The organism is Chitinophaga rupis (genome assembly GCF_900109685.1).
Classification (GTDB): Bacteria; Bacteroidota; Bacteroidia; order Chitinophagales; family Chitinophagaceae; genus Chitinophaga; species Chitinophaga rupis.
In genome coordinates this window covers 116,195-131,402 of sequence record NZ_FOBB01000005.1, presented here as the reverse complement: position 1 = coordinate 131,402, position 15,208 = coordinate 116,195, and the positions used below count along the sequence as shown (strand labels likewise).

The following is a 15,208-nucleotide window of genomic DNA, read 5'->3' as shown; positions in this document are numbered from 1 at the left end:
GTGGGCACTGGTTACTTTATGATCTTCCGGGTGATCTTTTCTCTTCCGTTGCTAACGGTGATAAAATAAACGCCCGGCACAACACTGCTCAGGTCAATAATATGTTTGCGTGAAGTTTCCCGTCCCTGATATAAGACCCGGCCTGTGAGATCGCTCAGCGTGATCACCGCCTGCCCTTTTGCCAATGAAGCAGGAATGTTAACCGTAACATTATTTACCGGCGGATTAGGATAAACAGAAAGACTATCGCTGTTATAATTTATTTCCTTCGTGAGCGGCATGGCCAGCCTGGCGGCGGCACTGCTCACTGGTACCAGCTGCCATTGCTGGTTCTTACCACTGTTGTAGGTCCACTGCTGTATATTGGCCCCATCGGTCAACGCGCCTGCATTTACATCTACTGCTTTACCGCTGTGCACCGGCGTTATCCTGTAAAAGCCACCGCCGGCAGGCGTAAAGGTGAAGCGCTGGTTATTGGCGCCGGTGGATTGCCAGATCTGTACATTGGCTCCATCTGCAGTACCCGCTCCATTTACATCCAGGTTCTTCCCACTGCCAACACCCACAATAGTGTACTGGCTATTACCGGTGCTGGTGATCACCCATTGCTGGCACGCACAGTCGTTGGAGGTCCACTGCCGTACATTAGTGCCGTTGGCAGTACCGTTGTTAGCTACATCCATTGCTTTGGCGCTGTGGCGGGCAAAGATCTTGTAGGTGCCATTGGCAGGGCCGCCGTCGGGCAAGGGATCGCGGGTAAAAGTAAGCGAGCCAAAACCCAGCTGATCGAAACCGCCGCTGGTAGTGCCGTAGTTGCCTCCGCCGCCCTCCGGCCGCTGAATGGCTGCAAAAGCTGCCATAGCAGGCACGGAAAGCCCCATACGGTTAGCGTAGTGGTTGTATACCATTTCCCATACAGGACGTATGTTTCCCCTGGCCGAAGCAGAGATCACCGTTTGTGAGGAAGCAGCGCAGTTCTGGCCTGTTCCCCAGTTGTAGGTAACATAAGGCACAGAATCGCCATTATTATATTGGGCCACATACTCCGCTCCCTTCATAAAGCGGTTACTGTCGTAGCCGTACATATCATCCCCCTGGTTCCAGGCCATTTCACAGAAGGCGCCCATCAGGCCAATGCCCAGGGTGCAATGCCCCTGATCACGGCCGCTTTCCTGCCATTGTCCTAATGTTGATGAATGCAGGTACCATACTGCATGAGTAATGGAGCCGTTACCGGCGCCGTTCTTGAAATAATCGATCGCACGGTTATAGAGATCGCGCCGGTCGCAGAGCACACCCAGGGAAAGGATGAATGCCATGTTACAGAGGTCCCAGTTAGCCCAGTAGTTAGTGATACAGGCGCCGTTGTGATTATTCAGGAAGTCGTCGCTGAGGGGATAGAATTTGGTAAGCAGCATGTTCCTGAACCGTTCAAAATCAGCGCTTGCCCAGCCACTATAGGTACGCATGATCTCTGCCGCATTGGCGAACTCATAGCCGTAGATGCCGGCTGCCAGGAACCGGTCCGCATTGCCGGTAACCTGCTGCAGGGTGGATGACCAGGCGTTCATAATCTCTATGGACTTGTTAGCATAGGCCACATCGCCGGTGATCTTCCAGCGCAGGGCCGTTTGATAAGCTGCTGCTATGTCGTTCATCAGCTGACTATAGTTCTGGCGGTCGCCTCCCCTCCTGACAGTATCTACAGGCCGGGCAGTCCAGTTGAGCTGCGAGCGTCCATTAGCCACCAGGATATCCCAGCTGCCTTTCCAGGGCTGGGCGCCGGCATTCACTTTTGTACGCATGCGCGCAAAGTCGGCTTCTGTGTGCAGCAGGCCGGGATGAATAAAGGATTGCGCAGCCAGCTGATGGGTTATCATCAACAGCAGGCAGCATAACAGGGTGTTTGCAAAGGAAATAGATGTTTTCATAATCGTGGGTTTTTAATAAAGGCTATTTTGGGTTTACAGGTATGCTGCAAAAATATCCGGCGCACCCTGCATACAGGGGGAGCGGATCCGGAAAAAAAGGGTATATTTTTCGCCTTGCTTTTCAAAAAATGGGGTACATTCAATAAGCCCCATAATACCAACACACCCCAAAACATTAGATCATGGAAAAAACAAACCAAAACGTCTATGGCAGGATTGACAATAACTTTTACAACGCGGACGGAGATATCTGGTGGAAGCCGGACAGCATTTTACATCTTTTAAAAACCTCCATTAATCCATGGAGAGTAGGCTATTCAGCCGGCATCATTAAAAAGCTGGGCATTATACCCACGGGCAAAACCGCGCTGGAAGTAGGCTGTGGCGGAGGCATCCTAACCGAAGAGATCTGCAAAATGGGATTTACCACCACTGGCATTGATCCCTCAGACAACTCCCTGCAAACAGCCCGGAACCATGCTGCTACCAGCGGGCTGGATATAAAATATGAAAAAGGCACGGGGGAGCAATTGCCCTATCCGGATCAATCATTTGACTGCGTTTTTTGCTGTGATGTACTGGAACATGTAAGGGACCTGCCTAAAGTAATATCCGAAATCTCAAGAGTGCTGAGACCCGGTGGTATTTTCTTCTATGATACGCTTAACCGTACTTTCATAAGCAAGCTGGTTGCAATAAAGATCTGGCAGGAATGGAAGCACTGGGCATTCATGCCGCCTAACCTGCATGTATGGAAAATGTTCATTAAACCGGACGAGATCAAACTCCTTTTGGCTCGAAATGGTTTTAAATGGGCAGAACACAAAGGCTCACAACCTAATATCTCTATCCCAAAAATGCTACGTTATTTGAGGAAGCGGGTCAAAGGGGAATGGACCTACGAAGACCTGGGAAAAAACCTCCGGCTGGTGGAGAGCAATGATATGAATATTCTATATGCAGGATATGCTGTGAAGAAATAGCAGGCATCCTGCTTGCCGGCAGATCCCGGAAAAACTACAAAGGCCGCATGAAATGCAGCCTTTGTAATTAATGGTAGTGTCCTCATGCAGCGCTATCTCCATCTACCACAATTGTACCTTTTACGCCGGCAGAGGATGAAATTGCATAGAGCATCTTACCATTACCCTGATTGGAATTTCCATCAACCCGGTCAATCTCATCCACATGAAAATCTTCCGGATCAAGTCTCATATCCAGGTCACTGCAATACAAACAAGAAGTTTGCGTTGTAAAATCATCTTCATAACCTTTTTCCCTGAGGTCTGACAAAGCATTATCAAGCGATTCATAGTTTTTCATATGATTAAATTTTTTTGTGGTTGATCAACTGTCGTTTGCCGTTAGGCTACCGGTTGTGGCTGGCTGCTGCACCATTTTTCAAAGTTGATGGTTCCTAATGCTGCCTCCCCGGCGGGTACTAATGCAGTATGTGTAATTTCTCCTCCATAGTAGGTTGGCTTGCCGTCTGACACTACTTTGCGCGGATCATTGATGTGCTGCAGATAGCGAGCCACCACTTCATACATGTCAAAACGTTCGGGGCCGGCTATTTCTACCTTACCATTAACAGGAGCTGCCTGGGCATATTTGCTTACAAAGGCGGCTACATCATCTGAAGCAATGGGCTGGAACTTTACATCAGAAAGATGTACTTCGCTTCCGTTTGTGGCCTGATCGGCGATACCTTTCAGGAATTCAAAGAACTGGGTGCTGCGGATAATGGTATAGGGCACGCCCGATTGTTTGATCAGCTCTTCCTGTGCTATTTTGGCCCGCATGTAACCGATGTTCTGCATAATGTCAACGCCAACAATAGAAAGCGCAACATGATGTTTTACGCCGGCATTGATCTCTGCTGCCAGTAAATTACGGCCCGCTGTCTGAAAAAATTCCAGCACCGCTTTATCTTCAAATGACGGAGAGTTAGCCAGGTCAATAACCACATCGGTATCTTTCATGGCTTCTGCTAATCCCTCTCCGGTGATGGTATTAATACCTGTTGCCGGAGAAGCTGCAATTACCTGGTGCCCGCTCTGACGAAGGTTTGCAACTACTTTGCTGCCAATGAGGCCGGAGCCTCCGATAACTACGATTTTCATAATTTTTTATTTTAATTGTGATAACCGTAAAAAGCCAACCAAATGCCAGGAACCTAAGTCAATTGATAACCAATAAGATAAGTAAATACAAGCCTGTTATTTTTCACTGTATTTCGTGAAAGCACAAGATCCATCACCATATAAAGGGAGAACAGAAGGGGTTATGAAGGAGGGTTGCTCACGCAAAATAATCGCTCTTGCTGATGCCTAATTTTTTCATTTTAGAGTGCAATGTATTACCCGGGATCTTCAATATTTCTGCAGCGCTACCGGCGCCTGAGATCTTGCCCGCACAACGTTTCAGTACTTCAATAATGTAACTGCGTTCAACTTCTTCCAGTGAACGATTTAAAAGATATGCCGGTTCCTGTTTGTCAGCACCGGTATGCTGAGGTATATATACATCATCCAGTGTGCCGTTGGTTGCCAGTAATATGCTGCGCTCTATTAAATGCTCCAGCTCTCTTACATTGCCCGGCCAGGTGTAGCTGCGTAATTGCTGTATTACTTTAGGCGCCACTTTCCTGATCTTACGGCCGCTGTTCCGGCTGTACTTCTGTACAAAAAAATGAGTCAGCGCTTCAATATCTTCTGACCGTTCACGTAAGGGAGGCAGGTGAATAGGAAATACATTCAAACGGAAATACAGATCCGCACGAAAACGGCCGGCTTTTACCTCTTCTTCCAGGTTGCGGTTGGTGGCTGCAATCAGCCGTACATCAATTTTTATGGTATGCTTGCCGCCTAACCGTTCCAGCTCGCGCTCCTGTATTACACGTAATAATTTTGACTGTGCTTCCAATGGCAGTTCCCCAATTTCATCCAGGAACAGCGTACTATTATTGCCCAGCTCAAATTTACCAATGCGCCGGTCAATGGCCCCGGTAAAAGCTCCTCTTTCATGGCCAAACAATTCACTTTCTATAAGATTTGCCGGCAATGCAGCGCAATTGACCTTCACCATCAGCTTATCCCTGCGGGGCGATGCATTGTGAATAGCCCGTGCGATCAGCTCTTTGCCGGTACCGGTTTCGCCCAATAACAGTACAGTGCTGTTGGAATCTGCTACCAGCGAGATCAGGCGGTATACTTTCTGCATTTCCTCACCGCTGCCTACAATCTCTGAAAAATTATAAATGGTTTTGATCTGCTCTTTCAGGTAATCATTTTCTACTTCCAGCTGCTTTTTATAGGCCAGCAGTTTTTCAGCAGCCTGTATATTGGCAATGGCAAGAGAGATCTGTGAGCAAATTCCCTGCAGCATCAGCTTACTCAGCCGGTCAGCCAGCAGCCAGATGGTGCCTATATTTTTGTCACCTGCCCGCAGTGGCAGGGCGTATACATTCCTTAACCCGGTGGTCTTCCATAGTTTTGCATATGCAGTACCGCTCTTAAACTCTTCCTCCACATTAAACATCAATCCTTCCTTGCTGGCGAGTACCTGCGCAGTATAGGTTTCTTCAATGGTGATCTTGTTGACGGACATTTTATCGAAATCCACTTTTGCCTTTTCAAACAAGGTCCTGTCATGCATAAACGGAGACAGGTGGAAACCATCATCATCTATCACCCGGATCATGGCCAGCTTTGTATGCATGGTTTTATCCAGCACCCTGAAAACAGCGTTCTGCAGGTCCTGCTTTGTTCTTGCCTGCGTAATATCTTTTCCGAAATCCAGCAGAAAGGCCTGCTCCTCCTGTTTTTTACTGATCTGCTCATTGGCCATGATATTGGCCAGGGCAATGGATATTTGTGAACAAATGCCCTGCAGCAGCGGAACATTGATCTCTTCAATATCCAGGAACAAAATGCCATGATTCGTTTCCGCATTGCGCAGCCGGATGCCTAAAAAGTTTTGGAATCCCATGGCCTTCCAGCTTTGCAGGTAAGGTGCGGCAATGCCGCGTTGTATTTCCCTGTCTACATTAAACAATAAAGGAATTGGGCTATTCAGCACACGGTTCTGGATCCCGTCGTTAATAGGATACCTGGCTTTTTCCAGGGCGCTCACTATTTTTTGATCGTGCTGCCATGCACCCAGGTCATAGACATACGGGCTCATGGATGCATTATCATCATTGATCCTGCGGATAACGTAGCCACTCTTCTGATTCAGCTTACTGATTGCAGCGCGAACGGCACGGGCAAGTTCTTCTTTCGTTCTTACCGTTGCAATATCGCTGCTGAAATCAAGCAGGAACGACTTCTCTTTTTCCTTGTTAAGCAGCTCCTCATTTTTTATGATATTAGATACAGCGCCCGACAGCTGCGGTGCAATATCTTTCATAACATCTCTGAACTCGCTGCTAAAGCTGCCGGGTTTATCAGAATAAATATGAATAAAGCCCATGGGCTTCCCTTCTTTCATGAGCCGCGTCATCAGAATTTCTCTTACGCCTTTTTCATAATTAACGCGGAAAAAAGCGGGACTGTCCGGCAGGTCCATGATCTCCTCCAGCAAAAAAGAGATCGGGCCATCTGCCTGCAATACAGCCTGGATCACCGGTTCGTTCAACGAAAAACGGGAGTGTACCATTTCCTGGTACCTTGGATGCGACCGGATGGCAGAAGCTTCATTATCCAGCAGGAAAGGAACATATGTTTCGTCTTTGTAGTCGATCAGGGTAACAATTGTATGCGTAAGATGATATAAGCCTTTGATCCGTTTTTTGAAAAGGATCAGCAGGTCGTTCTTATCCCGGACCTTGGTGATATCATCCCCCAGCTCTGATAGCAGCTTTCTTGTCCGTTCAAGAGTGCCCGCGGAATCAGCTGGCATTTCAGATACAGAAGGTTTAGCGCTTTTCATGAAAGCAAGTTATAAAATACAGCTTGATAATGAAAGTTTTGGCCTGGCTGGTTTTTAAATACCTCCCTGTTTCGGGGCATCACCGGACGATGAGAAGATGCCAAAGCCAATACATATTTAAAAAAGCAAAAATGCCTTAAATTCTCAGGTATAATTTTCTACATTGGCGTCAGGATCAGGATAGTTTACTTTTTAAAATCGAATTTTAGGCTACTTATAGTTTTAAATATGTATTCAACAGATCTCATTCAACGTATTTTTCATCAAAAGGAAAAGGGAAATACTGCACCTTATGAAAAGGTCTACGGTGATTTGCTGGCACAACGTTTTGAGGATTCCTCCTGCTTTGATCTAAGTGGTCGTACTATTTACTGGGGACTTTTTTCAGACGGAAGCTACAAGGATATTATTTCGCAGTATAACGAAACTTTCTATTTCTATTTATGGAATGATGTACGGGATTTTGAAGTGATCATACCGGCACGGATCTATACTAACAGCGGTGTGTATTCCAATGTGCGAGACCTTCCCCTTTCTGAAAGAAAAGTGATGTTTTATTCAGAGATGTGGGTAATTGGCTCTTATTTCCCCGGTCTGGACGGGATTACACGCAGGCCGTTGAAGCTGTTTCAGGCTGTCTCCTGGTCTAATAGGGAGGATAGAATGAGCAGGTTAAACCAGCTGTTCATGCTATTGTTCCAATATTACTTTGAAGAGGAACCCCTTTTATACGAAAAAGAAGATTACCCTCAGTCAAATAAACGATTGCTAAACGGATAATAACAGTCATAAGTTACCGGACCACCGTAACCGCTCCCCTGAACAGGAAAGTAGTACCGTCCCCGCATACTGTTTCTATCGCATATATGTAGCTGCCAATGGGCGCTACCCGGCCTTTCCAGATGCCGTTCCAGCCTGCTGTGGCATTGTTGATCTGGAAATGTGTTTTTTCAAATACCAGGCTGCCCCACCGGTCATAAATGCGCATCCACGCCACTTCTTTTATGCCGCGTCCTTTGGGATAGAACCATTCATTATTCCCGTCCCCGTTGGGCGTAATGGCTGTAGGCAGGAACACAGCGCCTTTGTCGCAGGTTACCTTTACCAGCACGTCATCCGTAGCCTTGCAGCCATAACGGTTCTCTACCTCCACCGTATAATTGGTAGTCAGGTTAGGCAGGGCCACCGGTGTGGCGCAGGTAGCACAATCCAGGTATTCCGGCGGCGTCCAGCTCCATTTTGTAATATCCGAGCTGCCTTGCCCGCTCAGTGTTACCGGCACACCCGCCATCCCCGTGCGGTCAAGGCCTGCATTGATTGTGGGCGATGGGTGCACACTTACTGTCAGTGATGTATCATGCGTAAAGCAGCCGTCCGCATCGTAGCCGGTTACCTCATAGGTGTAGCTGCCCAGCGCTTTGATAGTAGCATGCGGGTAAGGGCTGTCAGCATCATCCAGCCCCACTCCTTTCCATACATAATGATCCGCGCCCCATACCCGTAAGGGCAGCACATGGCCCAGGCACATTACTGTATCTGGTGTGGCTTGTATGGTAAATGGCTGCGCTACGCGGATGCTTACTTCATCTGTATTACTACAGCCGTTGGCATCCGTTACTGCCACCTGGTAGGTAGTGCTTACTTTGGGAGCTGCCACAGGATCAGCTGCCTGCGGATTGCTCAGGTCCAGGGCCGGCGACCATTCATAAGTGATGCCGCCACCGGCGCTTAGCGTGGTGCTGTTGCCCAGGCATATAACCTCAGACGCGGCAGCTGCATTGATCACCGGTTCAGGCAGTATGTTAATGTTGTGGCGCACTGTATCACTGCAGCCATCCTGGCTGGTAACGGTAAGCAACACTTCAGCAGGGCCGGTTTTGTTGTATGCCTGGTTAGCAGGTTGCTGTACATTGCCGGTATTGCCATTGGCAAAATCCCATTTCCAGCTAACGTCATTTACCTTACTTACTGTACCGCTAAAGCTTACCGGCATATCCTGGCAGGCCTGCAAAGGCCCGGCAATAGCGGCTACCGGCTTAGGATAGGCATACACCGTTTTGTTTACCTTTTGCGTACAGCCGAAGGCGGTAGTAGTGGTAAGGGAGAAATTATATCCCTGTATTTTATCCAGGTAAAAACGTGGAGTGGCAGTGGTATCATTTTCTGCAGGCAGCCCGGCCTCATAGGTCCATTGGTATTTCGCATCCTGGTGCAGCTCGTCAATAGAATAGCTGTTGAATTTGGGCGCAAAAGTGATCCAGCCTTCATCACACACAAATGCCGGCACAGATTCCAGCTGTACATCCAGCTTATCTATAACGATGGGATCCTGTAGGAAGGCGGTACCCTTACAGCCTGCCTGGTCTGAGAGAATGAGGCGGGGCTTGTAAATGCCGGGATCTTTAAAAGTATGTTTGATGATGGAATCCGTTGTTTCCATAACAATACCATCCGTAAAGTCCCAGGCAAAATTAACCGCAGCCTGTGCGCTTACCTTAAACTCAATCTCTTTTGTAAGGCAGCCGCCATTGGAGGAAGTGGCGATAGTGGCGTAAGGGCCCTTCACCTCTACTTCCTGCTCATACTCATCTTCAGTATCAGCATCGCCCACCACTTTCAGCTTTACTTTATACTTACCTGCGTAGGTGTAAGTATGAGAAGGATTGCTGATGGTGGCAAAGCTGCCATCGCCAAAATCCCAATAGGTGCTGCTGTAGTTAACGGATGTATTGGTGAAACGGGCTATCACCGGCGGGCAGCCGCTGTTATTCACAAATTCAGTAGTAACTGTAAAACCGGCGCTCACGCTTGATACCTTGATCTGTTTCTGGGCGCTGTCCATACAGCCGTTATCGTCCTTCGCCAGCAGCTTCACGGTGTATACACCTTTATCAGGATAGTTCTTGTACGGGCTGTTATCCGTGGAGGATGTATTATCGCCAAAATCCCATTGGTAGGTAGCATAACCGCCCGTTTCAGTGGTATAGTTATAGAACCATACATCCCCACCCGGCGGTATCAGTGCAGCGCTGGGCACAAAATCCGCATTGGGCCCGTTCACCTGCAGGTAGGAACCAACAGCAGAGCTGGCGCAGCCATCTTCGTCTGTAACAGTGAGCCTTGGATTATAATAACCGGACTTATTATAAGTGTATTTGAAAGGGGGCGCAGTAAAGATCTTTGCAGGGTTGCCATCACCGAAATCCCAGTTCCAGGTCTTTATGGGCTTTCCTTTGGAAACGTCCGTCTGGTCCGTAAAAGTTAGCTCCGTACCCCGGCATTCCAGCACATCCGGGGATAGGAATGCAGCCAAAGGCCCGTGTACATCCACAACAACTCCATTGCTGGTGTCCTGGCATCCCTTCAGATTGTACGCTACAAAGCGGATGGTGTCCTTTCCGGGTTTCAGGTTTGTAAAAGTAGCGCTTTGATAATTGTAATTGTACCAGTCGCCGGGTGTGCCGTCCGAAGAGAACCACGTAAAGTACGAGTTATATATAGATCTGTCAATCGACGTTACGCTGGTTTTGAGCGTTTCATTGCTGCACAACGTTGTTTTATCTGAGGTAATAGTAATAGGCGATGGCGCAATCACACTAATGTTCATAGAGTCGGAGCTGGTACAGGTTCCGTCTGTGATAGTCAGCTTTACCAGGTACGCGCCTGACCCGTCATATTTGTGCTTAACAGGGCTTGTTTTTGTAGTGTATGCATTCTCCTTTCCGTCTCCCCAGCTCCATTTCCAGCTGGTAACAGAGCCCAGTGACTGCTCATCAAAGCTCACTTCCGTACGGTGATCGCAGTCAATACCCTGCATGGTAAAGCGCGGGAAAGGATTCACAGCTTTAATGTATGCCGTTTTGGTAACCGATTCGCTACAGCCGTTATTTGAAACGGTCAGCTTTACTGTGTAGGTACCGGGCTCCTTGTAGCTATGCGCCGTAAACTGTGCATAGCCGTAATCGTAATCGCCGAAATCCCAGGTCCAGGAGTTGCCGACGTCTGTAGTGCCGTTGAAATGCACCCAGTTGTTGCCGCAGATCTGGGGAGCTTCGGGGGATGAAAAGTCAGGCGTTGGCTTTTTATATACCCGGATAGTGTTCATGGCATGCAGGCCCACCGTTCCTTTACAGCCATTGGTGGTTGTATAGGAAAGCGTTACCTGATAAGTGCCTTCCTTGTTATATGTATGTGATGGTGTGGCGTCTGTTGATTTGGAACTGCCATCGCCAAAATCCCATTCATAGCTGGCGATGGCATCGCCAGTACTTACAGAGCTGTTAAAAACAGGCGTCAGTCCTTCACAGCCCTCACTAACACTTGCGTATGCATAGATCTCCGGTTTTTGTACATATATATAACGCTCTGTGCTGCTGGAGCAGCCGGATGCATTGCCGGCTGTGAGCCTTATATAGAAATATCCCAGGTTCCTGTAAGTAACGGAAGGATTTTGCTGGCTGGATGATTGCCCGTTGCCAAAGTCCCAGCTCCAGCTGGTAGCGCCTTGCGATTTATCTGTCAGCTGCACGGTGGCCGGCACATCGCAGATAGCTTGCTGACCGGTCTCAAAATCTGCTACCGGCGCAGGTTTCACAACAAAATCCTTGGTCACGGTCTCCTGGCACTTGCCATAGTCTGCCGTCATGGTCACCTTTACAGTACCGGCGCCGTTAGGATAGTAATTAGCAGAGGATGCACCATAGCTGTAGATGGATCCTTTGTCAACACTCCAGGTAACGTTGTTGGCCTGTGGACTGTTGGCCACATTGAAAGTGGTGTTACTGTTTTCGCAAATACTGGCTGGCAGCTGAAAATCCGTTTTAAAATTGGCCACATTAATATCTTCAGATGTTTTGGTAGCGGTACACCCTTTATCACTGGTAACCGTAAGCGTTACCTTATAAACACCTTTGGCAGTATAGTTATGCGGGCCGGGCGCAGCGCCTGAAGCAGTGCCGCCATCGCCAAAATCCCATTTATAGGTAAGTGTACCAGGACCCGTGGAAGTATTGGTAACCGTCAGTGCGCCAGGGGCGGTGCACAGGAATTTGTCGGATACATTGAAATTAGCGGTCAGAGTAGCTCCTGCATCCACAATATTACTGATCTGTTTTGATGCCGTACAGCCGTTACTGTTAGTTATGGTAAGGCTAACAACGGGCGACAATACATTATTATAAGTATGCACAGGACTGCTGCCGGAGCCGGTAGCGCCATCTCCGAAATCCCAGCTATAGGTGGCAATAGTGCCGTTCACCGGGTCCGATCTGTCTGTGAAAGTAACGTCAAAGGGTATACAACCTTTAGCCGGGCTGGCGGTGAAATCCGGTTTGGGTTTGTCCCATACGGTAACGGTTTTTTCCGTAGTGCTGGTATTGCCGGCAGCATCCTTCACAGTCAGCGTTACCTTATAGTTGCCGGGAGCAGTATAGGAAGCGCTGGGGCTTTGCTGCGTAGAGGTAAAGCCGTTACCCAGGTTCCATTGCCAGGAAACAGGGTTACCAGTAGAGTTATCAGTGAATTTGGTGATGAGGCTTTCGCAATCGCTGGTTTTACCGGGGGTAAAATCAGCTTTTACCTGCGCATGGGCAACAACATTCAGCAAAAGCATTACAAAAAGTAAAGCATAGGTAAAAGCAACGCTTCGGGTTGCCTGGGTATTTAGGGACATAACTGGCAGTTCGCGCCGGAAAAGTAAGTAAAAATTCTAAATCCCAATTAGAAAAATCCTTTGAAAAGTGCATTCGTATAGGCATTGGCGGGAAGTCAGCCGGATATATATATAATAAAATTTAACCGACAGGAGGCATAGCTTCCGTCTCTTTAAGACGATGACAGGACTGAATCCCGGAAGTTATAAAAAGAATATCTGTTTAACTACGCAAACGGCTACTCCTATTTACCCGAAATTTCAATCCAAACCGGAGCATGGTCACTTGTTTTCTCCCAGGCTCTGACATGCTTATCTATTCCGCCAGCAATCAGGCGCTTTCCCAGATCGGGGGATAATAAAAAGTGATCCATACGGATGCCGGCATCTCTTTTGAATGCGTTACCAAAATAGTCCCAATAGGTGAACATTTTCTGATCCGGGTAAAGCTCACGTATGGCATCTATCCAACCCTGCTTTAATAACTTTTGGAATGCAGCACGTGGCTCAGGAAAAAAAACAGCATCATTCACCCAGCGTTCCGGCTTATGGGCATCCATTTCTGTGGGCACAACATTATAATCCCCCACCAATACAACCGGCAAATTCAATTTTATTAACCGCCCTGCTTTTGTAAGCAACCGTTTAAACCAGGTCATTTTATAATCAAACTTTGACCCCGGTGCGGGGTTTCCATTTGGAAGATAAAGGCAAGCAATAATAACACCATTGATCTTAGCCTCAATATACCGGCTTTGTACATCTTCCGGATCCCCGGGAAGTCCTTTTTCGATCTCTTCCACCTCATAACCATCCTTTGTAAGAATAGCTACGCCATTCCAGCTTTTCTGCCCATGCCAAATGGAGCTGTAGCCAATTTCTTTAAGGCTTTGCTCCGGAAACTTTTCGTCAGATGTTTTTAATTCCTGCAAACAGGCGATGTCTGGCTTCGCCTCTTTTAACCAGCGGAGCAATACAGGAAGCCGGCCATTTACGCCATTAACATTATAGGTTGCAATTTTCATGCAGGTGGTTTTTATTTTAGCTATAAAAATCAAGCCAAAAGGCAGAGGAGATAGTATGCCACCTCCCCTGCTTTTTCATTTATTGCAATCCTGTTTGTTTGGCATAGGTTTAGAGAACGTACCTTCAATACGCCGGTTATTAATTTAAACCTTTTCCTTTGCCTCCGCTAACGTAACCGTTTTGCCCAGCGCGCCAAATTCATGCAGATCGCCAAACACTTCTACCCGGATGGATTGATCAATCCCACCAACACGTACCGGCTCAAAACCATTATCGCGGATCAGCTGCTCTATGTCTGCATTAATACTGGTATCATCAGTAGCATAGAACAATACGGCCGCTTCCGGTTTCTGGAAAGCAGCGCTTTCAAGCGAAGCGGCGCTCAGGGTTCCAAACGCCTTGGCAAACTTTGCATTTTCAGGCAGCAGCGCAGAAAGGATACTGCCTGCGGATTCTTTTTCCCCGATAATTTTTTTGAATCCTCCTTTATCATCCGGAGCAATGGGATTAGATGGGTCAACAATAATTTTCCCCTGCAGCTCTGCTGCATACTTGTTCAGGAATTCTTTGATGGTAGTAAACCAAACTGCCAGTACAATAATATCCGCTTCCCGGATAGCAGCGGATACTTCCATGGGTTGTGCCAGGCTTCCAAGCTTTCCGGCAAGTTCCTGCGCTTTTGAAAGATCCCTGCCGGCCACTATTACAGGGCGTTTGCCTTTTACAAGGTTAGCAGCTACTATTTTGCCAATATTGCCCAGCCCAATGATCGCAACCTTTTTCGATGTTTTTTCCTGTGTCATAAAATTCAGTTGAAGTTTTACAGATGAATTTTCAGACACAAAATTCCGCCTGTTGGATAGTTCTATCCAATGAGCTGCGTCAAGAAATAGTATTGATCCAGGTTAAGGTTTTGGTTTGGCCGTTTTGCTCAACCCATTTCGCAAACGGCTAAGGCTCTCCGGAGCTATGCCTAAAAAAGCGGCGATCTGTACCTGTGAAAGACGGTTAACCAGGTGAGGATAGATCTCTATAAAGGACTTGTACCGGTCCTCAGCTGTAGAGCTGATGTTTTGTAGTAACCGCTGCTGCAGCCTAACATAGCTGTTTTCCATCAGCACCCGGAAAATGCGATCAAACTTGGGCGCCTGTGTAAAAAGAGTCACCAGGTCGTCCCGGGTGATCTGTAAAGTAACGGTATCTTCCAGCGCATCAATATTCAGCTCAGAGGGCTTTAAACCGTGGAAGCTGCCAAGATCATTAACCCAATAGTTTTCAGCGGCAAACTGGAGGATATGGATGTTGCCACGGTCGTCTATTTTATACAAACGCAGGCAACCCCGCACCACAAAGTTTAAATGCGTGCATAAGTCGCCCTCCTGCAATACATATTGCCGCTTACGGTAAAGGCGGTGATGGAATTTTGCCTGCACTAATTCTTTCTCCTCCTTTTTCAAAGGTATTAAGCCGTTAAAGTACAAAAGCAGCGGTTCAACCGGATTGTGTTGAGACATAAGTTACGTTTGCAGGATCAAATATAATCATTCACAAGGCTATAAAAAGACAACCCGCTATCCTGCTTTTTTCCTCACTTTGTATCAAGAGCTTTCCAATCTTTATAAATAAACCGTAACGCACCATAGTACGCCACCATGGGTTCCGTCATATG

General features: G+C 47.6%; 10 protein-coding genes. 2 read left to right on the top strand and 8 right to left on the bottom strand.

The genetic code is table 11. The annotated features are described in order from the left end of the window. Nucleotides 1–11: 11 nt before the first annotated feature. Nucleotides 12–1,931, bottom strand: a complete 1,920-nt coding sequence (locus BMZ54_RS20010; RefSeq protein WP_089916142.1) for an RICIN domain-containing protein — start codon at nucleotides 1,929–1,931, stop codon at nucleotides 12–14. A gap of 182 nt (nucleotides 1,932–2,113) precedes the next feature. Between BMZ54_RS20010 and ubiG the strand changes: the two genes are divergently transcribed. Further along, a complete protein-coding gene (gene ubiG, locus BMZ54_RS20005; RefSeq protein ID WP_089916136.1) occupies nucleotides 2,114–2,914 on the top strand; it encodes a bifunctional 2-polyprenyl-6-hydroxyphenol methylase/3-demethylubiquinol 3-O-methyltransferase UbiG in 801 nt (266 codons plus the stop codon). Nucleotides 2,915–2,996: 82 nt separating this feature from the next. Here ubiG and BMZ54_RS20000 read toward each other — a convergent pair whose 3' ends face one another. From BMZ54_RS20000 to BMZ54_RS19990, 3 genes are all read right to left on the bottom strand, one after another. Beyond that, nucleotides 2,997–3,254 (bottom strand): hypothetical protein, encoded by a 258-nt coding sequence (locus BMZ54_RS20000; RefSeq protein WP_089916132.1) that lies wholly within the window; start codon nucleotides 3,252–3,254, stop codon nucleotides 2,997–2,999. A 41-nt stretch (nucleotides 3,255–3,295) separates the two neighbouring features. After that, nucleotides 3,296–4,054, bottom strand: coding sequence for an SDR family oxidoreductase (locus tag BMZ54_RS19995; RefSeq protein ID WP_089916128.1), 759 nt, complete (start codon nucleotides 4,052–4,054; stop codon nucleotides 3,296–3,298). 178 nt (nucleotides 4,055–4,232) lie between these two features. Further along, the gene (locus tag BMZ54_RS19990) at nucleotides 4,233–6,863 is read right to left on the bottom strand and encodes a sigma-54-dependent Fis family transcriptional regulator (protein ID WP_089916125.1); all 2,631 of its coding nucleotides are present in this window, start codon (nucleotides 6,861–6,863) and stop codon (nucleotides 4,233–4,235) included. A 228-nt stretch (nucleotides 6,864–7,091) separates the two neighbouring features. Here BMZ54_RS19990 and BMZ54_RS19985 point away from each other — a divergent pair, with 228 nt between their 5' ends. Then, nucleotides 7,092–7,643, top strand: coding sequence for a hypothetical protein (locus tag BMZ54_RS19985; protein WP_089916117.1), 552 nt, complete (start codon nucleotides 7,092–7,094; stop codon nucleotides 7,641–7,643). A 13-nt stretch (nucleotides 7,644–7,656) separates the two neighbouring features. On the opposite strand, the gene BMZ54_RS19980 is transcribed toward BMZ54_RS19985, so the two are convergent. From BMZ54_RS19980 to BMZ54_RS19965, 4 genes are all read right to left on the bottom strand, one after another. Then, entirely contained in the window at nucleotides 7,657–12,534 is a 4,878-nt protein-coding gene (locus tag BMZ54_RS19980) for a PKD domain-containing protein (RefSeq protein ID WP_238386631.1), read from the bottom strand. A 224-nt stretch (nucleotides 12,535–12,758) separates the two neighbouring features. Further along, entirely contained in the window at nucleotides 12,759–13,538 is a 780-nt protein-coding gene (xth, locus tag BMZ54_RS19975; protein ID WP_089916114.1) for an exodeoxyribonuclease III, read from the bottom strand. Nucleotides 13,539–13,682: 144 nt separating this feature from the next. Further along, nucleotides 13,683–14,381, bottom strand: a complete 699-nt coding sequence (locus tag BMZ54_RS19970; RefSeq protein ID WP_262487616.1) for an NADPH-dependent F420 reductase — start codon at nucleotides 14,379–14,381, stop codon at nucleotides 13,683–13,685. 63 nt (nucleotides 14,382–14,444) lie between these two features. Beyond that, nucleotides 14,445–15,053 carry a Crp/Fnr family transcriptional regulator gene (locus BMZ54_RS19965; RefSeq protein WP_089916107.1) on the bottom strand — a complete coding sequence of 203 codons (609 nt, stop codon included), beginning with the start codon at nucleotides 15,051–15,053 and terminating at the stop codon, nucleotides 14,445–14,447. Between the last annotated feature and the right edge of the window lie 155 nt (nucleotides 15,054–15,208).